The 24,833-nt window shown below is 37.5% G+C and carries 21 protein-coding genes; 18 read left to right on the forward strand and 3 right to left on the reverse strand.

Annotated elements, in window-relative coordinates; all coding sequences use genetic code 11:
• Positions 1-20 precede the first annotated feature (20 nt).
• From acnA to AC2TFD_RS15955, 11 genes are all read left to right on the forward strand, one after another.
• Positions 21-2,732, forward strand: a complete 2,712-nt coding sequence (gene acnA / locus AC2TFD_RS15905; protein WP_335569387.1) for an aconitate hydratase AcnA — start codon at positions 21-23, stop codon at positions 2,730-2,732.
• Between the two features lie 103 nt (positions 2,733-2,835).
• Positions 2,836-3,201, forward strand: a complete 366-nt coding sequence (locus AC2TFD_RS15910; RefSeq protein ID WP_335511323.1) for a DnaJ family domain-containing protein — start codon at positions 2,836-2,838, stop codon at positions 3,199-3,201.
• Positions 3,202-3,233: 32 nt separating this feature from the next.
• Positions 3,234-4,199, forward strand: a complete 966-nt coding sequence (locus AC2TFD_RS15915; RefSeq protein ID WP_484673557.1) for a phosphotransferase enzyme family protein — start codon at positions 3,234-3,236, stop codon at positions 4,197-4,199.
• A 256-nt stretch (positions 4,200-4,455) separates the two neighbouring features.
• Positions 4,456-6,162, forward strand: coding sequence for a ribosomal protection-like ABC-F family protein (gene abc-f / locus AC2TFD_RS15920; protein ID WP_484673558.1), 1,707 nt, complete (start codon positions 4,456-4,458; stop codon positions 6,160-6,162).
• Between the two features lie 342 nt (positions 6,163-6,504).
• Positions 6,505-7,038 carry a redoxin domain-containing protein gene (locus AC2TFD_RS15925; protein ID WP_335512960.1) on the forward strand — a complete coding sequence of 178 codons (534 nt, stop codon included), beginning with the start codon at positions 6,505-6,507 and terminating at the stop codon, positions 7,036-7,038.
• Between the two features lie 143 nt (positions 7,039-7,181).
• The gene (locus AC2TFD_RS15930; protein ID WP_335512959.1) at positions 7,182-7,313 is read left to right on the forward strand and encodes an FbpB family small basic protein; all 132 of its coding nucleotides are present in this window, start codon (positions 7,182-7,184) and stop codon (positions 7,311-7,313) included.
• Positions 7,314-7,379: 66 nt separating this feature from the next.
• Positions 7,380-7,526 (forward strand): small acid-soluble spore protein N, encoded by a 147-nt coding sequence (gene sspN / locus AC2TFD_RS15935; RefSeq protein WP_335512958.1) that lies wholly within the window; start codon positions 7,380-7,382, stop codon positions 7,524-7,526.
• A 136-nt stretch (positions 7,527-7,662) separates the two neighbouring features.
• Positions 7,663-7,878 carry a small acid-soluble spore protein Tlp gene (gene tlp, locus AC2TFD_RS15940; RefSeq protein ID WP_335512957.1) on the forward strand — a complete coding sequence of 72 codons (216 nt, stop codon included), beginning with the start codon at positions 7,663-7,665 and terminating at the stop codon, positions 7,876-7,878.
• A gap of 112 nt (positions 7,879-7,990) precedes the next feature.
• Positions 7,991-10,327: an AAA family ATPase gene (locus AC2TFD_RS15945; protein WP_484673559.1), complete on the forward strand. Its 2,337-nt coding sequence runs from the start codon at positions 7,991-7,993 to the stop codon at positions 10,325-10,327.
• Between the two features lie 28 nt (positions 10,328-10,355).
• Entirely contained in the window at positions 10,356-10,784 is a 429-nt protein-coding gene (locus AC2TFD_RS15950; protein ID WP_335569383.1) for an acyl-CoA thioesterase, read from the forward strand.
• Positions 10,785-10,810: 26 nt separating this feature from the next.
• The gene (locus tag AC2TFD_RS15955; RefSeq protein WP_335512951.1) at positions 10,811-11,101 is read left to right on the forward strand and encodes a hypothetical protein; all 291 of its coding nucleotides are present in this window, start codon (positions 10,811-10,813) and stop codon (positions 11,099-11,101) included.
• 68 nt (positions 11,102-11,169) lie between these two features.
• Here the strand turns inward: AC2TFD_RS15955 and AC2TFD_RS15960 are convergent, their stop codons facing one another.
• The 3 genes from AC2TFD_RS15960 to plsY all read right to left on the reverse strand — a co-directional run bounded on the left by AC2TFD_RS15960 (position 11,170) and on the right by plsY (position 14,188).
• Positions 11,170-11,946, reverse strand: a complete 777-nt coding sequence (locus AC2TFD_RS15960) for a CPBP family intramembrane glutamic endopeptidase (RefSeq protein WP_484673560.1) — start codon at positions 11,944-11,946, stop codon at positions 11,170-11,172.
• Positions 11,947-11,985: 39 nt separating this feature from the next.
• On the reverse strand, positions 11,986-13,137 hold the full coding sequence (locus AC2TFD_RS15965; RefSeq protein WP_484673561.1) for a CapA family protein: 1,152 nt from the start codon (positions 13,135-13,137) through the stop codon (positions 11,986-11,988).
• Positions 13,138-13,600: 463 nt separating this feature from the next.
• Positions 13,601-14,188 carry a glycerol-3-phosphate 1-O-acyltransferase PlsY gene (plsY, locus tag AC2TFD_RS15970; RefSeq protein WP_484673562.1) on the reverse strand — a complete coding sequence of 196 codons (588 nt, stop codon included), beginning with the start codon at positions 14,186-14,188 and terminating at the stop codon, positions 13,601-13,603.
• Positions 14,189-14,345: 157 nt separating this feature from the next.
• Between plsY and AC2TFD_RS15975 the strand changes: the two genes are divergently transcribed.
• The 7 genes from AC2TFD_RS15975 to AC2TFD_RS16005 all read left to right on the forward strand — a co-directional run bounded on the left by AC2TFD_RS15975 (position 14,346) and on the right by AC2TFD_RS16005 (position 24,647).
• Positions 14,346-16,085: a glycosyl hydrolase family 18 protein gene (locus AC2TFD_RS15975; RefSeq protein ID WP_484673563.1), complete on the forward strand. Its 1,740-nt coding sequence runs from the start codon at positions 14,346-14,348 to the stop codon at positions 16,083-16,085.
• Positions 16,086-16,338: 253 nt separating this feature from the next.
• Positions 16,339-17,628 (forward strand): GGDEF domain-containing response regulator, encoded by a 1,290-nt coding sequence (locus AC2TFD_RS15980; RefSeq protein WP_484673564.1) that lies wholly within the window; start codon positions 16,339-16,341, stop codon positions 17,626-17,628.
• A gap of 12 nt (positions 17,629-17,640) precedes the next feature.
• Positions 17,641-18,570 carry a sensor histidine kinase gene (locus AC2TFD_RS15985; protein WP_484673565.1) on the forward strand — a complete coding sequence of 310 codons (930 nt, stop codon included), beginning with the start codon at positions 17,641-17,643 and terminating at the stop codon, positions 18,568-18,570.
• Between the two features lie 110 nt (positions 18,571-18,680).
• On the forward strand, positions 18,681-19,094 hold the full coding sequence (locus AC2TFD_RS15990) for a CoA-binding protein (RefSeq protein WP_335510379.1): 414 nt from the start codon (positions 18,681-18,683) through the stop codon (positions 19,092-19,094).
• Between the two features lie 277 nt (positions 19,095-19,371).
• On the forward strand, positions 19,372-21,351 hold the full coding sequence (gene parE, locus AC2TFD_RS15995; RefSeq protein ID WP_335510377.1) for a DNA topoisomerase IV subunit B: 1,980 nt from the start codon (positions 19,372-19,374) through the stop codon (positions 21,349-21,351).
• Complete coding sequence (gene parC / locus AC2TFD_RS16000) at positions 21,348-23,789, forward strand: DNA topoisomerase IV subunit A (protein WP_335510374.1); 2,442 nt, start codon at positions 21,348-21,350, stop codon at positions 23,787-23,789. Before parE ends, parC begins: the two co-directional genes overlap by 4 nt.
• A 96-nt stretch (positions 23,790-23,885) precedes the next feature.
• The gene (locus AC2TFD_RS16005; protein ID WP_335520358.1) at positions 23,886-24,647 is read left to right on the forward strand and encodes a hypothetical protein; all 762 of its coding nucleotides are present in this window, start codon (positions 23,886-23,888) and stop codon (positions 24,645-24,647) included.
• Positions 24,648-24,833: the final 186 nt, after the last annotated feature.

The following is a 24,833-nucleotide window of genomic DNA, read 5'->3' on the forward strand; positions in this document are numbered from 1 at the left end:
ACGAATGAGGGGGATTTAAAATGGTGAAAAAAGATGTATTTAACGCACGGACTTCTTTTGAAGCAAACGGTAAACGTTATCACTATTACCGCTTAAGTGCACTTGAAGAGGCCGGTATTGGCAACGTTTCTAAATTGCCATATTCTGTAAAGGTCTTACTTGAATCTGTGCTTCGCCAATACGATGGCCGTGTAATCACGAAAGAGCACGTTGAAAACTTAGCAAAATGGGGAACAGATGAGCTTAAAGAAGTGGACGTTCCATTCAAGCCATCACGTGTAATCCTACAAGACTTTACTGGTGTACCGGCAGTAGTTGACCTTGCTTCTTTAAGAAAAGCAATGGCAGACCTCGGCGGCGACCCAGATAAAATTAATCCAGAGAAGACAGTTGACCTTGTAATCGACCACTCTGTACAAGTTGATGCGTATGGATCTGCTGACTCATTACGAGTAAATATGGATTTAGAATTTGAACGTAATGCTGAGCGTTACCAGTTCTTAAGCTGGGCTCAAAAATCATTCAATAACTATCGTGCGGTTCCACCTGCAACAGGTATCGTACACCAAGTTAACCTAGAGTATTTGGCTGATGTTGTACATGTAGCGGAAACTTCTGATGGTGAATTAGAAGCGTATCCAGATACATTAGTTGGTACTGACTCTCATACAACTATGATCAACGGTCTTGGTGTTCTTGGATGGGGTGTTGGCGGAATCGAAGCTGAAGCAGGAATGCTTGGACAGCCTTCATACTTCCCGGTACCTGAAGTAGTTGGTGTTAAGTTAACAGGTGCGCTTCCAAACGGAGCAACTGCTACAGACTTAGCATTAAAAGTAACTCAAGTTCTTCGCAGCCAAGGTGTTGTTGGTAAATTTGTTGAATTCTTCGGTCCTGGAGTATCCCAACTGCCACTAGCAGATCGTGCAACAATCGCAAACATGGCTCCTGAATATGGTGCAACTTGCGGATTCTTCCCAATCGATGATGAATCACTTGTATATTTACGTTTAACTGGCCGTGAAGAAGAGCAAATCAATGTAGTAGAACAATACTGCAAAGCGAACGGATTATTCTTTGATCCAGCTTTAGAGCCAGTTTATACTAATGTTGTTGAGATTGACCTTTCAGTTATTGAAGCAAATCTTTCAGGTCCTAAGCGTCCACAAGATTTGATTCCACTTTCAAAAATGAAAGAAGAGTTTGTAAAGGCAGTTTCTGCACCACAAGGAAACCAAGGATTCGGCTTACAATCTGATGAACTTAACAAGACTGCTACTATTAAATTTAACAATGGGGAAGAAACTGAAATTACAACTGGTGCAGTAGCTATTGCTTCTATTACAAGCTGTACAAATACTTCAAACCCATACGTTCTAGTTGGAGCTGGACTTGTTGCGAAGAGAGCGGTTGAACTTGGAATGGAAGTTCCTAAGTTTGTTAAAACATCATTAGCACCAGGATCTAAGGTTGTAACTGGATATCTTCGTGATTCTGGATTACTTCCATACCTAGAGCAAATCGGTTTCAACCTTGTTGGTTACGGCTGTACCACATGCATTGGTAACTCCGGTCCATTAAAAGAAGAAATCGAGAAGACAATTGCTGAAAACGATCTTTTAGTTACATCTGTTCTTTCAGGTAACCGTAACTTTGAAGGACGTATTCATCCGCTTGTAAAAGCAAACTACCTGGCTTCACCTCCGTTAGTTGTTGCTTACGCACTTGCAGGTACAGTAAACATTGACTTTGCTAACGAACCTATCGGTAAAGATAAAAATGGTAATGATGTATTCTTCAAAGACATCTGGCCAGCAACTGCTGAAGTAAATGATGTTGTCAAAAAGACTGTTACACCTGAATTATTCCGAAAAGAATATGAAAATGTCTTTGAAAGCAACGAACTATGGAATCAAATCAAAACAAGCAATGAGCCATTATATACTTGGGATGAGGATTCTACTTACATTGCAAATCCTCCATTCTTTGAAGGTTTATCACCAGAGCCAGGTACCGTTGAACCATTAAACGGACTGCGTGTTGTAGGTAAGTTCGGAGATTCTGTTACGACTGACCATATCTCTCCTGCAGGTGCTATTGGTAAAAATACCCCAGCTGGAAAGTATTTATTAGAAAAAGGTGTTCAGCCTCGTGACTTTAACTCATATGGTTCACGCCGTGGTAACCATGAAGTTATGATGCGTGGAACATTTGCAAACATCCGTATTCGTAACCAAATCGCACCAGGAACTGAAGGCGGCTTCACAACATACTGGCCGACTGGCGAAGTTACATCCATCTACGATGCTTGCATGAAGTACAAAGAAAATGGCACTGGGCTTATTGTTCTTGCTGGTAAAGATTACGGAATGGGCTCTTCACGTGACTGGGCTGCAAAAGGTACTAACCTTCTAGGCATTAAGACAGTTCTAGCTGAAAGCTTTGAGCGTATTCACCGTTCTAACCTAGTGTTAATGGGCGTTCTTCCACTTCAATTTAAAGATGGCGAAAGCGCTGAAACACTTGGCTTAACTGGTAAAGAAACAATCGATGTTCAAGTGGATGAGAATGTTAAACCACGTGACCTTCTAAAAGTTACTGCTACTGATGAAGCTGGTAACAAGAAAGAATTTGAAGTACTTGTTCGCTTTGATTCTGAAGTTGAAGTTGATTACTACCGTCATGGTGGTATCCTTCCAATGGTACTTCGTGAAAAATTACAAGAAGCGTAATATTCAAGCCACCATGCAGCCATGCATGGTGGCTTTTTACGGGTAATAACATATATACTAGAGAAAATAAACTATTACTTGTAGAGCGAAGGGTGCGATGTAAATGGATTTTTCGAAAATAGCAGAAGATAAAATTAAGGAAGCCATAAAGAAGAATGATCTCGAAAATCTACCTGGAATAGGGCAGCCTTTGGAATTAAAAGATGACTTTCCCGGAATGTCAAACGAATGGAAAATGGCGTATCGAGTGTTAAAAAATGCGGGATATTCGCCTGAGGATGTTAAAAGTGAAATCTTTAGAATTGAAGAATTGATAGAAGAGACAACGGACGAAGAAGAAAAAGGACGCCTCCGGGCAAAGTTGATGAAAAAAAGGCTGGAAATGGATAGACTGCTTGAAAAAAGAGGAACAGCCACAAATTCCCGTTTTGGCAGCTATGCAGATAAAATTTATAACAAATTAAAATAGGTGCTCATTCAGAAAGTGAGATTGAGATCAAAATGATTACTGATATTATTTTACCTTTATATGGCTATAAGGAAGGTGAACTCGTTCCAATTAATGACGGCTTTCATAATACCGTCTATTCCTATGGTAACCTTATATTTAGAGTTTCACCTTCCAGTAGACGAAAGCAACTGGATATTATTAATGAATTGGCATATATTCACGGGCTGTGGGAGAATGGTGTACCTGTTTCTTTACCAGTAAAATCTGTGAGTAAGAAGTTGGTCGAAACAATCGGAGAACATCATTTTGTAGTAGCATTTGAAAAGGCAAAGGGAACTTCAATTGATGTCACCAATCGTGATTTATGGAACAAAGAATTATATTATCATTGGGGCAATCTAATGGGGAAAATGCACATGGCTGGAAAAACAATAAAGGTAGATCGGCCCATTTGGTCAGAAAATCAGCCTGATTTATTAAATCTACTTCCAAAAATCACCTCCGAACTTATAGCAGAAAAATACAAACAACTATTAAATCAATTAAAGAAGTTCCCACTAACTCCAAACTTATTCGGACTTATACATAATGATTTTCACCAAGGGAATATCTTTGTAAATAAAGGAAGGCTAACCGTTTTTGATTTTGATGATTGTGCTTACCATTGGTATGCTTATGATCTAGCCGCCGCCTTTTATCATGCCTATTGGCAAACTTCATCCTTTACACCAGAAACCACCCAATTTAGCAGTGAGTTCTGGGAGCATTTCTTAAGAGGATATCAACATGTACACACACTCAGCAAGGAACTTATTCAACAAATTCCTATCTTTTTAAAAATAAGAGAGGTTTTTTTATATACTTTATTTTTGGAGAAGTGGAATTCGGATAATTTAGAGGATTGGCAGGGGTATACTCTTACCCATTTAAAAGATAATATTGAGAGTGGAAAGCCGTATTCCGATGTTAATTTTACGGAAATCATTGACAGTTTCGGTTTAGGTACAATAAAATAAATATAACAAACGTAAAGGAATGGTAAAGAGGTATGAAGTTATAATCTTATTTTTTCAGCACATTTATTCGAACAACGAAAAATGGTGAACCTGAAGAATAGGATTAGTCTATCCTTTTTTAGTCCTGAACGTTTATATTTCAATCAAAACATTGTTAATAAAGGCCTTTTTAGGTTTATTAACGTATGCTTATTATGATTGTGTAAACTACATGACTCAATTACTCTCTTCAGGTTCCATCGAAGGGAGTTTTTTTATGAACAAAAATAATTTATCTATTATAAAAGCAACCGGACTAGAAATGAACTTTAATCTAAGGAAAATCTTTGACAATGTTTCATTTGATATTAAGAATGGTGAAAGAATTGGACTTGTAGGGTATAATGGCACCGGCAAAACGACATTGGCCAATATTCTTACTGGTAAACTTACACCTAATAAGGGTTTCATTGAAAAATCGCCGGAATTAAAGATTGGTTACCTGACGCAATCCGTGGATTACGATGGCAGTGAATTTCAAAATTCTCTATCATCTGAGGGAGAAATCTTGCAGCACACAAGTGAGTTAGGGCTGAAAAAGATTTATGAATGGGAGGAAACGCGTTTAAATCATCTAAGCGGCGGCGAGAAGTTGAAACTCTCATTATCCAACGTGTGGGCTTCCAAGCCAGGATTCTTAATTCTCGATGAGCCGACCAACCACCTAGATTTTAAGGGGATAGAATGGTTGATTGAAGAGTTGGCGAAATATAAAGGACCAGTGCTGATTATTTCTCACGATCGCCATTTTTTAGATAAGACAGTCACACGGATCTTTGAAATTGAGAATACCAAGCTTCATTTCTACAATGGTAATTACAGCGATTATCAGAAGGAAAAACAGCACAGACTGGAAACTCAAATGCATCATTATGATGTACAGCAGCGTAAAAAAGAAGAAATCGAAATGCAAATGGACCAATTATCGTCGTGGTCCGAGACAGCTCACAGAACATCAACTAAACAAGGCAGAGATTATGGAAATAAGGAATATCACCGAGTTAAGGCGAAAAAAAGGGATTCTCAAGTGAAATCTAAAATGAAACGACTTCAGAGCGAGCTTGAAAAAAATAAAGTCGACAAACCTCTAGAGGAGACAAAAGTTAGATTTCAGTTTGATACGAAAGGGAATAGAGGAAAACGAATTATTGAAGCGAAAAGTTTAACAAAAAGCTTTGGTGAGAGAACCCTTTTCCGCGATTCACACTTTTATATTAATCATGGAGAGCGTATCGGTTTATTGGGGGAAAATGGCTGTGGAAAAACCACCTTGATAAAAATGCTCCTTAGGGAAACATCCGTTTCTCATGGCGAGCTATGGAAAAGTGAATCGTTAAAGGTTGCTTACTTAAGCCAGGATGTAGACAACTTACCTGCAGAAAAAACAGCTTTAGAGGCATTGGGATTTACTGACAGAGAAAACATCCTCAAGGCGAGAACACTATTTGCTAATCTCGGATTAAAGGAACAGCTAATAACGAAGCCAATTGCAACATTAAGTCTTGGCGAGAGGACTCGTGTTAAATTCGTTGACATGCTGCTGAAAGATTATGATGTTTTAATCTTAGATGAACCAACCAATCATCTCGATTTACCCAGCAGAGAACAGCTTGAAAAAACACTTAATGAATTTACTGGAACCATTATTACTGTTTCGCATGATTATTATTTCTTGAATAAGCTCTGCGATAAACTCCTTGTTTTTGAGAATCATGTGATTAAGCGTGTAGAGATGAAGCCGGAAGATTACTTAAATAAAACTAGTGCTGAGCCTATTGATATGAAAGAAAAATTAATGATCATCGAAAACAGAATTGCTACAATCTTGGGTGAGTTATCATTAATTGATCAAAAAAATCCTAAATACATGGAATTAGATAATGAATTTAACGAACTTTTAAAGCAAAAAAGAAAACTAATGTAAAACCTGCTCCTTAAAATAGCCCCTCGAGAGGGGCTATTTTATTATATCCGCGATAAATCAGAGATATCTGCGTTAATTGAAATATATCTGCTTAAAATCTAATATATCTGCGTTACTTCAATTTTATCTGCGAACATCCCCCTAATCCTTTCTGTGGTTATATTTTAAGAAATATTTATAAGATTATGGTATTGTAAAGAAAGTAAGATAAATTTGCTTTTCCAGGATACTTTTAATAAACTGTTCTTAATATTGTCACAAAATTGGCATATACAACCTTCGTTTTAACTGAGTTTATAGTGTAAAATCGAAATAGCATATAGAACAGGGGGGTTCGGGGTAATGGTAAAAAAAGTAATTGCTATCGTAGTGTTAATTGCCCTACTAGGAGTTGCGATTGTGCAGGCTATGGAAAAAAAGTCTGAACCCGATAATCTTAGTCAAGAAGCTGCCAATATGGGAGGTTTAAAAGTTGGTGCTAAAGCACCTGATTTTGAACTAAAAACCTTAACGGGGGAGACTGTCAAATTATCCGATTTAAAAGGGAAAAAGGTAATGCTTAATTTCTGGGCAACCTGGTGTCCTCCTTGTAAAGCGGAAATGCCAGCAATGGAAGAGTTTCATAAAGAATCCGGTGATGAGGTAGTAATTTTAGCAGTTAATATTGACCCGCATTTAGACGTTCAATCCTTTATAGATGAAAATAAAATTACTTTTCCTATTCCATTAGACGCTGAAGATAAAGTGAATGAAATGTACCAAGTACTATCTATTCCTACCACGTACTTTATCGATACGAAGGGCAATATCGGCTTCAAATACGTCGGTGCTATGAATCATGATACGATGAAACAATACACGAAGGAATTAAAGTAAGACATTGGACGAACTCCAATGTCTTTTTTACGCTTTAAATCATTATTTGCTACTTTTCTTTTTAATTTTCAAAAAGTTGTAATAATTGAAACCGTTTCCGGGCATAATAACTGTTAGAATAAGAAATAAGGAAGGTGAAATACATGAGAAAGCCTAGAAAGCGTTCCTTTGCAGAGTTGGTATCCGAAAATAAAAGTCAAATTTTGAGAGATAGAGCTGCGATGGAAAAGATTGAATTGCGCTTAGAAGAAAAGCGTTTGGAAAAAGCTGAATAACTCACATAGATTACCAATCATGTTTCCCCCTAAAACGGACAAAATGTTAAGGAGGAGGGATAATACATGAGTAATCCAAAAAGAGGACAGCAAGCATTTAGTACGGATGAGCTTGGAAATAAAACATCACAGAAATACGGCGGTAATAAGGGAAAAAAATACCAAGATACATCCGGTAAGCATGCTCAAGTCATGCAAACAAAAGGTGAATAATAAAATGGTAAAGACTCGTCAGGCAATGGCTTGCGAGTCTTTTTTATGCCTCCTGATTAGCAAATTTTTCTGTGATATTTTTTTTGCTTCGATACAAACTATATTTGTACGTGATACCACCCGAGGAGGAATCTTAATGACCTATAATAACAAACCGAAACCAGATGATCGAAGTGATAACGTAGAAAAGCTGCAATCTATGATTCATGATACGATTGAAAATATAGAGGCAGCTGAAGAATCACTTGCCTTTACAGATAGCGAAACACAGCGTGAGCAAATTAAAGCTAAAAACGAACGACGCCGTGAAAGCATTGAAAGTTATCGTGCAGAAATTAAGGATGAAGTCTAAAACAACAGACCAGGACCTGTTCTATTATACAGGTCCTTTTTTTCTTTAAATCCTTTCATTTCGTAACACTGGTCAGGTTATGGTAAGATAAAGGGGAAATTTTGAAGAAGAAGTGATCCTATTGATACAACAACAACGTACTTATAACAACAATAACGAAAGGCTAACACAGTGGGAAACCGAACTCGATGAACTGGGTTTTATCACTGACGAGAATGAGCTGCTAACAGCTATGCGTCACCAAACCAACCCTGCTATCTTATCGAGAATGTTAACATTAGCCGCTTTATCACGTCTAAATCGTAAAAACCAAGATTCGTTAGCCCAAGCTTGGCTAACAAAAGCATTAGAATTAGATCCAGCTAATAAGAAAGCCAAGTCTTATTTTATTCGGTATGATTGGATTAAGAAAAAGGAAACCCTGGATATTCTGTCGTTCCCAGCGATTCGGGAAACAGATAACCGGACTGCAAAGAAGAAAGTTGCTGAACAATACATACAGATTTGCCAAAATTTTTTATCCGAAGCAGATGAACATCAAGAGGATTTAACCGAAAAAATGAATCTTGCTGAAGCATTGGAAAATAAACAGCTTTTTGATCAATATAAGAACCTCTCTGATTTGCTAATTACATCCATTGAGGTGACGGGTAATCTCCTAAAGGCTGCTGAAGAATATGAGAAATCAATAACAGGTGTATTCCATACTGCCACCTATTTTGATGATTTAAAGTTGCATTTGTCTAGCCTTGAAGAAATAAAGAGAGAATGGCAGAAGTTGTTTGAAGTCAAAGAGGAATTCAATCAACATTCAGAAAAAGCACTTGACCAATTAAATGAAATGATTGGGATGGATGTCGTTAAGAAGCGAGTCAATGATTTTTATCAATTCCTAAAATATCAAAAAGAACGGAAAGAACTTGGATTCCAAATTAAAGATGCACTTAGCCTTAATATGGTTTTAACAGGGAATCCTGGAACAGGGAAAACAACGATTGCCCGGCTATTAGCTACAATCTATCACGAACTTGAGGTGCTGCCGCGTCCTGAGGTGATTGAGACGGACCGATCACAATTGGTAGGTGCCTTTGTTGGCCAAACGGAGGAAAACGTGAGAGCAGTTGTCGAGAAGGCGATTGGCGGCGTTCTGTTTATTGATGAAGCCTACAGTTTAAAACGTGAAGGTCAATCAGGAAATGATTATGGTCAAACGGCCGTAGATACCCTCGTTTCTCTTATGACAGGAAAGGAATATGGCGGGAAATTTGCTGTCATTTTAGCGGGATACCCCGACGAAATGCGTATCTTTTTAGATGCCAACCCAGGTTTAAGGAGCAGATTCCCGCAATCAAATCTCATCCATTTACCTAACTATTCAAATGAAGAATTAATTTTAATTGCGAAAAAAATTGCTTCAGAAAACGATTATATCCTTACAGAGGAAGCAGAGTTAGAAATTAATCATCGTCTAGATCAGGAACGAGTGGATGATACTTTTGGTAATGCACGATCAGTCCGTAATATCGTATTAGACGCTATATTTAAAAAAGGGTCAGACCATCCGATTTCCCATGAAGATATTTTCACGTATACAATTTTAGATAAGGACGACTTTGAAGTAGATAAGAATGAAAGCCGCGAATCACCTTTTGAAAAATTAGAACGTTTGGTTGGATTAACTGAACTAAAAAGTGAATTGGAGAAGCTGAGCTCCTTTGTTAAAATGCAGCAGTTTAGAAAAGAAAAAGGACTCCCAACCGTACCGATTCAGCTTCATTCCGTTTTCACTGGAAATCCAGGCACAGGTAAAACCACAGTTGCTAACATCTATGCTGAGCTCCTAAGAGAGTGCGGTATGTTAAAAAGAGGTCATCTAATCGTGGCAAGCAGAGCCGATTTTGTAGCAGGATATGTTGGTCAAACGGCAGGAAAAACCAAGAAAAAGATTCGAGAAGCACTTGGAGGCGTTTTATTTATTGATGAGGCATACTCGCTTTTAAGCCAAACTGCGGGTGATTTCGGTAAAGAAGTGGTTGATACCCTTGTAGATGAGATGACCAAACATAATGAAAATCTTGTTGTGGTCCTGGCTGGGTACCCAAAAGAAATGGACCAGCTATTAGAAAGCAATCCAGGACTGCGCTCACGGTTTAAGAAATTCTTCTTATTCCCTGATTACTCAGCTGATGAGGTTCTTTCGATTATCGAGTCATACGTTGGCGGCTTCCAGTATCAAATAAGTGAGGGAGCCAGAGCATTGTTGAAACAAAGTATTGAAAATAACAGCTTCAAAGGAAATGGAAGATTCGCAACCAATTTAGCGGATGAAATGATTCAGGCACAAGCCATGAGGTTGATGGGAGAAGCAGGAGAAGAGGATTTATTAGAAAAAGCCATTCATATTGAAAGGGAAGATGTAGAAACAGCACTAAAAAAAATAGCACCATAACATCAGAGTAAAAAGGGGAATCATACAGTTGGACAAAGAATTTATTTCGGTAAGAGAAATTCAACTATTATATGCAGATACCGACATGATGGGAGTCATCTATCATGCTAATTATTTAAAATACTTTGAGCTAGGGAGAACAGGTTTGATTGAGGACCTTGGCTACAGCTATCTAGACATGGAAAATGCAGGCTATTTTGCACCTGTTTATGACATTCAAGCTACCTATAAAAAGCCGTTACGTTATGGTGATAAGGGATTTGTTAAAACTTGGATTGAAAAAAATGATGGGATTAAAACCATTTATGGGTATTCGATTGTAAATGGCGAAGATGAAGTGTGCGCAGAAGGAACATCGACTCATATCGTTGTCAAAAAGGACAACTTTCGACCAATCGCCTTCAAAAAGGCGTTCCCAGAATGGTTCCTACGCTACGAGGATATAAAGAAGAAGTAATATGTCAATGGCGGTGGGTGATTGCAATGGCATTTGGGATTAAAAGACAGGAAATAAAAGACTGGAAACAAAAAATTGATGATGGTGAAATTGCATTCTTAACCCATTATTGGCTGGATGACCGTTTTCCGGGGTGCAAAACAGTGACTAAAGTTGGCTGTCATGACCTAGAGAAATTGGCTGAATGGGGCAATAAATATGGATTGAAAAAAGAATGGATTCACCATCGCCGTGATGGCTATTCTCATTTTGATTTAATTGGTGACAGACAAAAAGAAATTCTTCAAAAAGAAGGACTGAAAAATCATATTTGGTAAAAGTATAAGCACACTTGAAGATTAATTCTTTTAGTGTGCTTTTTTACACTGGTATACAAATAAATGCATTAAATTGGTAGCTGCAAAAAGCCTTTTATGAATAGGAGAATTAACACAAGTGCATGTGCAATCGTTGATGGGAGAATACTCTTACATTTGCTTGTTATAAAGCCTAGTAATAACCCAAAAATAAAATACAGGATGAAAACTACAAGAGTAAAACCAAATATGGTTGTGTTTAATGCGAAGGCCAGACTTGTAAACAGAATAGCACTCGTCTCATTGGCAATCATCATGAACTGTGTTAATAGAATTCCTCGCCACATTATTTCCTGAAGGACCGCATGAATAAACACGAAAAGTGACAGTGAGATAACAAGATGAAAATTGAGCGTAGCCTCAAGAGTCATAACGACTGAAAGGAAACTGATAAATATAAGCAAAACGATAATATAAACATATTTTCTCTTTAAAGCCAAAGGTCTTTGAATCCATGTTTCTGGGCGTCTAAAAAACAAGCTGATTTTTTTATTGAACCTATTGATTACGTAGCAGATTGTAAGGATTGGGATAATGAACAAAAGCTGATGAATAATTACCCTTTGAAATGGATCTATTTGAATTCCATCGATAAATTTATCAAGATAAAAGAGGATTAAGTTCCCGCCAAAGAAGGAAATGATCATCCATGCAACTAAACGATTTTCTTCCTTCAAGAATGCAAGATAGAGCATTACCGAAAGTAGAATCAAAAAAAATGGCGTATAAAAACTTCTTGTAAAAAGGTAGAGTAGTACAATAAAAAGAATTGATAAATAGATACCTTGTTTATTATTTTTTTTCATATCGAACATCCTTCCAGCACAACTGATAAAAGGCCCCGCTTAACGGAGCCATTGGGTCATATGTTCTTGTATTTCCTGGTATTTTGCTGGTGCATTTTGAAGCCCGAAAGAACCTGCATTTTCGAGTGGCACCACTTGGTAATTTCTTGACTTCTGGCTAGATACAAAAGTAGGGTAAAATGCCGGATTTGATAACTCAATCGTCTTTCCAGATTCAGTAACCTGTTTGGTTATTTCAACTGTAGCCATACCGCCAATATCTTTATAGTCCCTTACCTGCCCAGAAATGAAGTTCCCCAATGAATAAATAACGAAGGATTTTCGGCCATCCTCTGTCTGAATCCATTCCATTGGCTGCAGCACGTGCGGGTGAGAACCAAAGATGATATCCACGCCTTCATTGGCAAGGAAATGAGCCAAATCCTTTTGCTCGTTTGTAGGAATTCGTTGATATTCATTCCCCCAATGGATACTCATCACCACAACATCTGCTTCTTTTTTAGCACGCCCGATTTCATCACTCATGATATCACGATTAATAAGATTCACAAGGAAGTCTTTGCCCTCCGGAATTGGGATGCCGTTTGTACCGTAAGTATAGGATAGAAAGGCTATTTTTATCCCATTTTTAGTAATGATTCTTAGTTGTTGACGGTCTGCCTCATATAGGGAGCTGCCGACATGGGGAAGTCCGATGCTATTTAAATAATCCGTAGCGGAAACAATTCCTCTTTCACCTTTATCCAGAGTATGATTGTTTGCAAGAGAGACGATATCAACCCCCGTATTGACGAGCGCATCTGCGACTTCGTGAGGACTATTAAACATGGGATAACTTGATACACCAATTCCAACTCCGCCTAGCATGCTTTCTTGGTTGGCAGTTAGAATATCCGGTGACTCTAATATTCCTTTCACATTAGCAAAAATAGGATTGAAATCATACTGCGCTCCATTAAAGGCATCCTGATAAACAGTATCATGAATCAAAATGTCACCAATCGCTCCAACGGTCACCTTTTCTGTCAAGGTCCTGCTCATTACAAGTTGATTTCTAAGAGAATGATCTTTTGTAGGATGTAATTTTGCCGTCGTTGCATTATTGTTTTGCTGTTGAATAAATAATACTGAAGCCAGAAGTATGCACGCGGAAATGATAAATACAGACGTCAATATAAATTTCTTTTTCATAGGTTCTCCTTCATAATCTGTTTTGAGGCATAATACTTTAAACAAGTCTACCAATACTATAATATATTTATGTGCTATTTTTCGACTTATTTCCGTATTTTTCGAAAAAAATTAAGGACGTGTTAGGTATGTTCAAAATATCTGAGAGTGCTGGCAGTATTTTATCTAAAGTAATCGAGAGAGAAAAGCAGAGTGCTGATGAGGAATTATTAGTCCGGTTGAGTATGGGGATTGGCTGAGGAGGTCCAAAACTTAATCTGTCTCTGGAAGAGCGGAAAATAACGGGTGATCTCCTATTTGAAATTGACGAGATCAAGATTCTGATTCATGAACTGGATTTTGTACATTTTGACAACACAAAGCTCGATTATAATAAGAATGACAAAGGTGAGTATTCATTCAGACTAATCAAAAATGTGTAAAAATAGGTTTTAATGAAAAATGGCTTAAGGAAGTAAATTCCTTAAAGCCATTTTATTTTTGGTTCTGTTTTATTCATAATTCGCCTAATATTAGCGCGATGTCGATAAATGACAAATGAGGCCAATAATGTGACTGCAATAAGGAGAGGAATATCCCCATCAATACAAGCATAAATCACTGCAAAAACACCAGCGATCATCGATGATAAAGATACATATTTTGTAAAGTAAAGACTAGCAAAAAAGACCAAGAAAATCATTAAGAACATCAGAGGAGCACAAAACAATAAAACGCCGCCAGAGGTTGCTACTGCCTTACCGCCTCTAAATCCAGCAAAGACTGGATAGGTGTGACCAATAACAGCAAAAACTCCAGCCAGTAAAGGGTTAATATCATCTAGACCAAAAATAACAGGTAAGGAAGCCGCTAACGTCCCTTTTAGAATATCTGCCAGCGTTACTGCTAAACCAGCTTTTACTCCTAAAGTTCGAAAGGTATTCGTTCCCCCTAGGTTCCCACTTCCATGTTGACGTATGTCTGTTTTATAAAAAACTTTACCAATGATTAAACCTGACGGAATTGAACCTAGTAAGTAGGCAAGGATCAGGACTAAAATTATTTGAACCATCACGATTTCTCCTTCTATAAATAATGCAAGTTCTATTATTTTACCATGTAATAGTGAAAAAACACTACTACTGCATTAAACTAATTCCAAAAGTGTTAAAAAAAGCCCTTCAAAATTTCCCTTTAATACCGTAGGATAGAAGTGAGGAGGAAGAAAAATGGCACATATTGAATACCAGAAAAAGAAATCATTATCACCTAAATGGATTCTAGGAGGATTGATTCTTGCAATGTTAGTAATTGCATCTTCAATTCTTTTTTTATTTTATCCGTTTGCCTCTAAGGAAAAAGCCACATATTTTAGTGGGGACCATCCAATCCTTTTTGAAGGGAAGCAGCAAGGAAATGGCATATTAGAAGGAGACTCTATCTTTCTCCCGCTAACATTTATGCAAGAACACATAGATGAAACGATTATTTTTGATGAAAAGTCTAAGTCTATCATCATTACTACCTCAGAAAAAGTGATTCAAATGCCTACAGACTCCTTAACCTTCTTTGTAAATCAAAAGCCCGTTGATCTACAAGTATCACCGATTATTTCGAAAGAAGAAAATATCTATGTAGCAATAGACCCGCTGCTAAACTATTATCCTATACAATATAAGATTCTAAAAGAAACTGGAGCAGTTTGGATTCAAAAAGACGGGGACCACTACGTCCAAGGAGAAATTACAGAAGAAGATGTTCATCCTGAGATATTGAGATTACGCACTGAACCATCGTTGAAGGTACCTTATACAGCAGAATTGTCAAAACAAGAAGCAGTAATGATTGAGGCGGAAGAAGAAGATTTTTATTTAGTAAGAAAAGAGAATGGAATAAGTGGTTACATCAACAAGAAACATGTTAACAAAAACAAAGAGGTACCTATTAACATTACACAGCAAAGCAAAACAGGAGCTCTTCCAAAAATAAACGGTCCGGTGCAGTTGACCTGGGAAGCTGTTTATACAAAAAATCCAGATCATACCCAAATACCAGAAATGTTGGGTGTGAATGTGGTATCACCAACTTGGTTCTCCTTGATTGGTAATGATGGCTCTATAAAAAATCTAGCATCCTTAGATTATAGTAAATGGGCCCAATCAAAGGGGTATCAAGTATGGGGGTTATTTTCAAATTCATTCGATCCCGTGCTAACGCATGAGGCCTTAAAAGACTTTGAAACCCGTCAATACATTATTAGACAGTTGCTTCATTTTAGCCAAATGTATCAATTGCAAGGGATTAATTTCGATATTGAAAATGTATATCAGGAAGATGGACCACTTGTTACCCAGCTTATGAGGGAAGCAACACCGTACTTGCATGAAGCGGGATTAGTGGTTTCAATGGACATTACCTTTTATGCCGGCGAAAACAATAATTGGTCTTCTTTTTACGAAAGAAGTAAACTTGCTGGGATTGTCGATTATTTAATAATCATGGCTTACGATGAACATTCAGGCTCATCTCCTGTTGCTGGCAGTGTTTCGAGTCTTCCCTGGGTAGAGAAGAACCTCCAAGCCTTGTTAAAAGAGGTTCCAAAAGAGAAACTCATCCTTGGGGTTCCTTTATATACAAGACTTTGGAAAGAAGAGCAAAAGGAAGATGGAACAATTGAGGTAAGCTCTCAAGCCTTGTCCATGGCAAAAATAAAAGATTGGCTGGCGGAAAAAGCAGTGCAGCCAGTTTATGATGAAGTGACTGGTCAAAACTATGCGGAATACTATGCAGAAGCTGAGAAAGCAACCTATAAAGTATGGATTGAGGATGAACTATCCTTAAATAAACGAGCAAGCTTGGCAGCTGCCTATCAACTAGCAGGAGTTGCTTCTTGGTCACGTCTATTTGGAGATCAGACAGCATGGACCGCTATCAATATGGATCCTAATAAAGCAGTAACACAAAAATAGGCCAGCATTGCTGGTCTATTTTTTTGATTTACGCTTTCAAATAAATATTCTGTCTAAGTTGAGGACAATTAGAGTCAATTTTATTACAAAGATATGGAGAATTTTCAAACGATTTCGTAGTCGATTGAAAGCATTGATAACAGGAAATATAATTTAACTAACTCTTAAAATTTCCATTAAAACCACCGATTCGATAGTGTTACGGGTCGGTTTTGCCATATACCATTTAAGTACTTTGAAAGAGGTGAAAATCATGGTCATAAGTGTACCACCATACCAACGTTATCAAAATCAGGATGTGAAAATTTTATATATTGATGAAGAAATTTTTTCACGTGAAAAAATATTACGTGTCCTTAATCGCCGGTTTTCAGATGTCCATGTAGCCATTGACGGGGAAGAGGGTTTTCAGCTATTTAAACAGATTCAACCTGATATCATCATTGTGGATATCAACATGAGCAAAATAAACGGTTTAGAAATGATCGAAAGCATTCGGAATCTCAATAAAAAAGTGCAAATTATAGTTACCTCCGGGAATGATGACCAAGAGATTTTTATCCAATCGATAGAATATAACGTCAATCATTTTATTCTAAAACCTATTGATTTAGAAAAGTTGCTATCAGCCATTCATAAATCTATAAATCACATTCAACTTGAAAGAGAATTGTCAAATCAGAAAAATTTAGCAAATGCGATTCTAGATGCACAGGATAATTTACTATTCGTAATTGAACAAGATGATATCGTTGAATTTAACCAGGCTTTTTCCCTTTTTACAGGTCTTAAGAAAAGCCAGGAGTTACATAACGTTATTTGCATTTCAGAACTATTTGTTGATGATCCGAATTACTTTTACCCTAAGAATAAATCAAAATGGATTGAAGAATTTTTTCAAAACAGAAGAAATGCTGCAAAGGTTAAATGGAAAGGTCCAAAAGAGAAAGAAACGATTTATTACATGAAGGCAGCACAAATCCCTGGAGGGAAACAGACATTATTTGTCTGTACAGAAATTACTGTTTTAGAGGAAGAACATAGTCAAAATAATCGATTAGCCATGATGGATCCTTTAACCAAAAGCTATAATCGTTTACGATTTGAAGAGATTTTATCGAGTGAAATAAGACGTTCTAAACGTTATCAACACCCTTTTTCTATTATCCTTTTTGACGTTGACCATTTTAATCATATTAATCAGTATTTTGGCAATCAAAGAGGGGATGAGGTACTAGCAACGATTTCCACCATTGTCCAACAAAGGATACGAGAGAGTGATATTTTTGCACGCTGGGGAGGCGATGAACTCATATTGTTAACACCAGAAACAAATAGTCATGGTGCAGTTGTTTTGGCAGAGTCAATCCGTACCATAATTAATAGCTTTACTTTCCCCCAAATAGGTTCTATAACCTGTAGTTTTGGTATAGCTGAATATTCAGCATGTAAGAAGAAAACAGAACTTATTATGGAGGCAGGAGAAGCGCTAAAAATATCGAAACAAAATGGAAAAAACTGTGTAACAGTTAATAAAAGTTGAGGGTGGTCAATCGTGTCTGATTTTAACTTATGGATCATCTTAGCTTTCAGTATACTTATTCTTTTTCTTTTACGGTCGATGTTAAAGGAAAAAATGCTTATAAAAAAGCTAAAGGAAAGTGAAGTGAACTGCCGAGAGCTAGCAGAAGAATATGAAATTATAACTAATTCTTTAGAGGAAAGAGTGAAGGAAGAAGGAGAGAAAAATAGACAAAAGGACCTTTTCCTTATCCAACATTCCCGGCTTGCTGCGAAGGGTGAATTAATCAGCAGCATTGGCCACCAATGGCGGCAGCCGCTCAATCGCCTATCACTCATAATTCAAGATGTACGAGAAGCTCTCCAATTTGGCGAAATTAATGATCAATATATTGAAATCTTTACAAAAGAGAGCATGAGTCAAATAAACTATATGTCACAAACGATCCATGATTATCAGAAATTTTATCAACCAAACAAAGAGAAAAGTCCTTTTTCTGTTGCACAATGTGTTGAAGATGCACTGTCTATCTTTTCCTCCAATCTTAGAGACCATAAAATCCATGTAGATTTTAATTACCGTGAACAACCTATGGCCTATGGATATCCCAATGAATACAGTCAAGTGATTCTAAATATCTTAATGAATACAAAAGACGTATTTGTTGCCAACGGAGTAAAAAATCGCAGGCTCGATATCTCGATAGGTACAAAAGATAACTTTGTATTTTTGGAAATTACGGATAATGGCGGCGGCATTGAATCTAAATTATTATCAAGAGTGTTCGACCCATATTTCACAACCAAACAGCATGGGACAGGTATCGGTCTATATATGACAAAAATGATTATTGAGAATATGAATGGCAGTGTTCAAGTCAATAATACTGAAAGTGGGGCACGATTCACTCTGTCTGTCCCTAAAGTTGGTTTAGAAAACCAAACAACACTGATAAATGGTTAACCTTCATAAGGCTTCCGGTTCCTGGGAGCTATATTTTTTTGTAAACAATTTAAATATGTTATAGTAAAAGAAGGTAGTAAAATTAAGGAAATAAAGGAAGTGTTTATTTCATGGCAGTTGAAAATCCGTCGTTAGAAGAAATTGGAGCAATTTTAAAAAAATCAAAACGTATTGCTGTTGTTGGCCTTAGTGACAAACCTGATAGAACCTCCTATATGGTTTCCGAGGTTATGCAAAAAGCAGGATATGAAATCATTCCAGTTAATCCAACGGTTGATCAAGTCCTTGGAGTGAAAGCGGTTGCCTCGTTAAAGGATATCGAGGGACATATTGACATCGTCAATGTTTTCCGCCGGTCAGAGCAATTGTTTGATGTAGCAAAGGAATTCGATGAAATTGATGCGGATGTTTTTTGGGCGCAGCAGGGCTTAGTAAACGAAGAAGCATATACGTTTTTAAAGGATAAAGGATATACAGTCATCATGGATCTTTGTATAAAAGTTGCTCACGCTTTAACAAAATAATAATATAGTGAAAAAAGCTGCTAAATGATGGCAGTTTTTTTTCATTTTTTCACTAAAAATAGTGTTACAAAAGTATGTTGTTTTATATCTGGCATTTGCCAAAACGAAATAAATCGCTAAAATAAAGCATAGACGCCGCAAACATGTGGTACAATTAAAGCGGCAAACATTCGTTCTAAATAATGGAAATAACTTTTACACGAATGATTAATATACTTATAAAGATAGCAAACAGAAGGTGTTTTTTCTTTTTGTAGGGAATGAAAGGGGTATTTTAGTGGCAAGTAATCAGAAAGCTTTTGAATATAATGATGATGCCATACAGGTACTAGAGGGACTAGAGGCCGTCAGAAAGCGACCAGGAATGTACATCGGGAGCACTGATACACGCGGTTTACACCATCTTGTATATGAGATTGTAGATAACTCTGTCGATGAGGCTCTAGGAGGATTTGGAAACCAAATCATTGTTAAAATCCACAAAGATAATTCGATAAGCGTTATGGATAGAGGACGCGGAATGCCAACGGGCATGCATAAAATGGGGAAACCGACTCCTGAAGTCATTTTAACTATCCTCCATGCTGGAGGTAAATTCGGTCAAGGCGGATACAAAACCAGTGGTGGTTTACATGGTGTTGGTGCATCCGTTGTTAATGCTTTATCTGAATGGTTAATGGTAACCATTAAAAGAGATGGGTTTATTTATGAACAACGCTTTGAAAATGGAGGAAAACCGGTTACCACATTGGAGAAAATCGGTAAAACCAATCAGACAGGTACAACGATTCACTTTAAACCCGATACAACCATTTTCTCTGCCACCACCTATAATTTTGAAACAATATGTGAGAGGTTAAGAGAATCTGCTTTCCTGTTAAAAGGATTAAAGATTGAAATCATCGATGAGCGTAATGATTTTCATGAAGTTTTTCATTATGAAAACGGGATTGAAGCCTTTGTATCCTACCTAAATGAGGATAAAGAAGTACTTCATCCAGTCGTAAGCTTTGAAGGAAGCCATAATGGAATTGAAGTCGATTTCGCTTTCCAATTTAATGATGGCTATTCAGAAAACATGCTTTCATTTGTAAACAATGTCCGTACCAAAGACGGTGGAACACATGAGGTTGGGTCCAGGACAGCAATGACTCGTGTTTTCAATGAATACGCACGTAAGGTTTCCCTTTTAAAAGAAAAGGAAAAGAATCTTGAAGGAGCAGATATACGTGAAGGTTTATCTGCAATCATATCCGTAAGAATACCAGAGGACTTATTGCAGTTTGAGGGTCAAACAAAGGGTAAATTAGGTACGAGTGAAGCAAGATCGGCAGTTGACGCGGTTGTTTCGGAACATCTGACTTACTTTCTTGAAGAAAATCCCAATATTAGCTCGCTGTTGATTAAAAAATCCATTAAAGCCTTTCAGGCGCGTGAAGCTGCACGGAAAGCACGTGAGGATGCAAGAAGCGGTAAAAAACGAAAGCGCTCGGATGCTCTTCTTTCTGGGAAACTTACACCTGCGCAATCAAGAAACCCACAAAAAAATGAAATCTATTTGGTTGAGGGTGACTCTGCAGGAGGCTCTGCAAAACAAGGACGTGACCGACGTTTTCAGGCAGTCCTTCCACTTCGCGGTAAAGTCATTAATACCGAAAAAGCGAAGCTAGCAGATATTTTTAAGAATGAAGAAATCAATACGATTATTCATACCGTTGGAGCAGGCGTCGGTTCTGATTTTAACGTGGAAGATGTCAATTACGATAAAGTGATTATTATGACGGATGCGGATACAGACGGTGCACATATTCAAGTGTTACTTTTAACATTTTTCTATCGATATATGAAGCCGCTTATTGAAGCTGGTAAAGTATTTATCGCATTGCCGCCTTTATATAAAGTAAGTAAAGGATCTGGTAAAAAGGAAATAGTTGAGTATGCCTGGAATGATGATGAATTACAGGGGGCCATTAACAAGGTTGGCAGAGGCTATATCATTCAACGCTATAAAGGTCTTGGTGAGATGAATGCAGACCAGTTATGGGATACAACCATGAATCCGGAAACACGGACATTAATTCGTGTCAAAATTGATGACGCGGCTAGAGCGGAGCGACGGATAACCACATTAATGGGGGATAAAGTTGAACCGCGCAGAAAATGGATTGAAGGCAATGTAGCCTTTGGCTTAGAGGAAGATGACACAATCCTTGAAAATGAAAATATTACGGTTACCGAGGAGGAATCTAAAGAATGAGCACAAATGAGAAATTCCGTGACTTACCTCTAGAGGATGTAATCGGTGATCGTTTTGGAAGATATAGTAAGTATATTATTCAAGAACGTGCCCTTCCCGATGCAAGGGACGGATTAAAACCAGTACAACGAAGAATTCTCTATGCGATGCATGTAGAGGGTAATACCTTTGACAAAGGTTTCAGAAAAGCAGCGAAAACCGTTGGTAACGTAATTGGTAACTATCATCCACACGGGGATTCCTCCGTTTATGAGGCAATGGTGCGGATGAGTCAGGACTGGAAGGTCAGAAATGTCCTGATACAAATGCATGGAAACAACGGAAGCGTCGATGGAGATCCACCAGCAGCTATGCGTTACACAGAAGCACGGTTATCAGCCATTTCATCTGAATTACTTCGCGATATTGAAAAGCAAACAGTAGATTTCATTCCTAACTTTGATGATACGTCGAAGGAGCCTACTGTTTTACCAGCGATGTTCCCTAACTTGCTTGTAAACGGCTCAACAGGAATATCAGCGGGCTATGCTACGGATATCCCGCCTCACCATCTCGGAGAAGTCATTGATGGTGTTATTCTGAGAATGGACCACCCTGATTCATCAGTTGATGATATCATGAACGTCATAAAGGGGCCAGATTTTCCAACTGGGGGAATAATACAAGGAATCGATGGGATTAAAAAGGCCTATGAAACTGGTAAAGGGAAAATCATTATCCGCAGTAAAGCAGAAATAGAGGAAATGCGAGGCGGCAGGCAGCAAATTGTTGTTACAGAGATCCCTTTCGAAATCAATAAAGCAAATCTTGTTAAAAAAATTGATGAGCTGCGCTTTGACCGTAAAGTAGAAGGAATCTCAGAGGTCCGCGATGAAACAGACAGAACCGGACTAAGAATCGTTATTGAATTAAAGAAGGATGCGGACGCAAATGGTGTCCTAAACTACCTATATAAAAATAGTGACTTGCAAGTAACCTATAACTTTAATATGGTTGCTATTAGCCAAAAACGTCCAAAATTGTTAGGGATTCGTGAATTACTTGACGCGTATATTGAGCATCAAAAGGAAGTTGTTACACGAAGAACACAATTCGAGCTAAACAAGGCAAAGGAACGTCAGCATATTGTTGAAGGGTTAATGAAGGCACTATCTATCTTAGATGAAGTGATTACCACCATCCGTGCTTCAAAAGATAAACGGGATGCAAAGGACAATTTAATTGCAAAATTTGCGTTTACCGAAGCCCAAGCAGAAGCGATTGTTTCCTTACAGCTTTATCGCTTAACCAATACAGATATTACAGCTTTACAAAACGAAGCAAAAGAATTAGCTTCGAAAATTGAAGAGTGGACATCCATTTTATTAAGTGAAAAGAAGCTTATTTCGACCATAAAAAAAGAATTAAAAGACGTAAAAAAGAGATTTGCTGATGCGCGTCGTTCTAAAATCGAGGCGGAAATTGAAGAACTAAAAATTAATCTTGATGTAACCGTTCCAAATGAAGATGTCATTGTTACAGTTACAAAAGAGGGTTATGTCAAACGGACAAGCCAGCGATCCTTTGCTGCTTCCAATGGGCAAGACTTCGCGATGAAGGATTCAGATCGTTTACTTGCAAAATTAGACATGAATACAAAAGATGTCCTTCTCTTATTTACGAATAAAGGCAATTACTTATTCTGTCCTGTTCATGAGCTGCCGGATATCCGCTGGAAGGATCTTGGACAGCATGTTGCAAATATCATTCCAATTGAATTCGATGAAGATATTATTCAAGTCATTCCTGTAAAAGACTTTGATATAGATGCATATCTAGTATTCATTACGAAAAATGGAATGGTGAAGAAAACGGAATTGAAGCAGTACAAAGCACAACGTTATTCAAAGCCATTAGTTGGTGTTAATCTGAAGGAAGATGATCAACTAATTGATGTTCATCTCACAGATGGTACAAAAGAGTTATTCCTAATCTCACAATATGGCTATGCATTATGGTTCCATGAAGAAGAAGTTAGTATCGTTGGTGTGCGTGCAGCCGGAGTGAAAGGGATTAATTTAAAAGATGGCGATGTACTTGTCGGCGGTAAGATAATTTCTCCAGACAGCAAAGAAACTATTGTGATTGCCACTCAACGCGGTTCCGTTAAGCGAATGAAACTAAAAGAATTTGAAAAAACAACACGAGCGAAGCGTGGAGTTGTGATATTAAGAGAACTTAAAGCAAATCCACACCGAGTGGTCGGTTTTGCTTTGGCAAATGACGAAGATCTTGTTTATATCCAAAGTGAAAAAGGTTCGACCGAATCACTCGTGACAGCTGATATTCGTTTAAATGACCGTTATTCAAATGGCTCATTCATCCTCGATGAAGATGAAAATGGTAAAGTAACGAATATTTGGAAGGCACCAGGCCAGGCAAAAACAGATGAATCATAAAAACATGAAAAAGACTCCCGAAATTATGGGAGTCTTTTTCATGTTTTTACCAAAAATAGGACATACTACATGTATCAGATTTTGGAGGGGAATAGGATGAAAAAAGAACGATTACTAGCGGCATCTGCATTTTTTCTCATGTCTGTCATGGCGATCACTGGTGCTCATGCCTTCGAGGATAAAGCGAAAATTGTCACGATTTCCAAACATGAAAGTGATATAACTGGAGATGGTATAAATGAAAATATCCAGTTAAAAGGCGTACCTTATGATGATGAAGATGATTATTTAAAAGATATTTATATTGATATTTCTACCAATGACGATAAACAGTACAAAATGCCACTGGAAAGTGGTTCTAAGGCTTCACTTAAGTTGGTTGATCTAAACAAGGATGGAGTAAAGGACTTATTTGCAAATGTTTTAACAGGAGGGAGTGGAGGGATCACGCTCAATTATTTATATTCGTTTAAGGATTATATAAGTAAGGAATTAGCGGTTCCTGATCCATTAGAAATAGACAGCACTTTTGAGGATGGATATAAAGCGAAAATAAAGATAGGACTAACAGGGAACACCTATATATTTGATTTAAAGGATCGGAAAAAATACTATAAGAAGCTAGGTTTATACTATAAAGGGAAATTAAATGAACCGATGGAATTGACAGTGAATTCGTTTCACTCACTTAAACCAGTGAAATTAACAAGCGGAGAGTTTATCTTAAAAGGGGCACAAAGAATTACCGGCGTGGCAAATGCAGATACAATTGCTTTCGTAGATTCGACATGGAATTTTGTTGATGGCAAATGGAAACTCAATAATGCAAGTGTTCACTCAAGCAAGAGAAGCAAGTAGAGAAGGAAAGAGGAAACCAAGCGGAGCCCTTAAAACAAAGAAAAACACAGGGAAACCTGTGTTTTTCTTTGTTAGTAATGATGAGTAGAGAAGATTTGTTTACAAACTTTATAGTTTACATAATGTTATTATAATCGATTAAAGAACAAAAAACTAATTCCGTCTCATATCCAAAGTATACTTAAG

This window comes from Neobacillus sp. plas4, from assembly GCF_057221695.1.

Coding starts and splice junctions, on each gene's coding strand:
- acnA (WP_335569387.1), top strand. CDS start 21: ATGGTGAAAAAAGATGTATTTAACGCACGGACTTCTTTTGAAGCAAAC.
- AC2TFD_RS15910 (WP_335511323.1), top strand. CDS start 2,836: ATGGATTTTTCGAAAATAGCAGAAGATAAAATTAAGGAAGCCATAAAG.
- AC2TFD_RS15915 (WP_484673557.1), top strand. CDS start 3,234: ATGATTACTGATATTATTTTACCTTTATATGGCTATAAGGAAGGTGAA.
- abc-f (WP_484673558.1), top strand. CDS start 4,456: ATGAACAAAAATAATTTATCTATTATAAAAGCAACCGGACTAGAAATG.
- AC2TFD_RS15925 (WP_335512960.1), top strand. CDS start 6,505: ATGGTAAAAAAAGTAATTGCTATCGTAGTGTTAATTGCCCTACTAGGA.
- AC2TFD_RS15930 (WP_335512959.1), top strand. CDS start 7,182: ATGAGAAAGCCTAGAAAGCGTTCCTTTGCAGAGTTGGTATCCGAAAAT.
- sspN (WP_335512958.1), top strand. CDS start 7,380: ATGAGTAATCCAAAAAGAGGACAGCAAGCATTTAGTACGGATGAGCTT.
- tlp (WP_335512957.1), top strand. CDS start 7,663: ATGACCTATAATAACAAACCGAAACCAGATGATCGAAGTGATAACGTA.
- AC2TFD_RS15955 (WP_335512951.1), top strand. CDS start 10,811: ATGGCATTTGGGATTAAAAGACAGGAAATAAAAGACTGGAAACAAAAA.
- AC2TFD_RS15960 (WP_484673560.1), bottom strand. CDS start 11,946: ATGAAAAAAAATAATAAACAAGGTATCTATTTATCAATTCTTTTTATT.
- AC2TFD_RS15965 (WP_484673561.1), bottom strand. CDS start 13,137: ATGAAAAAGAAATTTATATTGACGTCTGTATTTATCATTTCCGCGTGC.
- plsY (WP_484673562.1), bottom strand. CDS start 14,188: ATGGTTCAAATAATTTTAGTCCTGATCCTTGCCTACTTACTAGGTTCA.
- AC2TFD_RS15975 (WP_484673563.1), top strand. CDS start 14,346: ATGGCACATATTGAATACCAGAAAAAGAAATCATTATCACCTAAATGG.
- AC2TFD_RS15980 (WP_484673564.1), top strand. CDS start 16,339: ATGGTCATAAGTGTACCACCATACCAACGTTATCAAAATCAGGATGTG.
- AC2TFD_RS15990 (WP_335510379.1), top strand. CDS start 18,681: ATGGCAGTTGAAAATCCGTCGTTAGAAGAAATTGGAGCAATTTTAAAA.
- parC (WP_335510374.1), top strand. CDS start 21,348: ATGAGCACAAATGAGAAATTCCGTGACTTACCTCTAGAGGATGTAATC.
- AC2TFD_RS16005 (WP_335520358.1), top strand. CDS start 23,886: ATGAAAAAAGAACGATTACTAGCGGCATCTGCATTTTTTCTCATGTCT.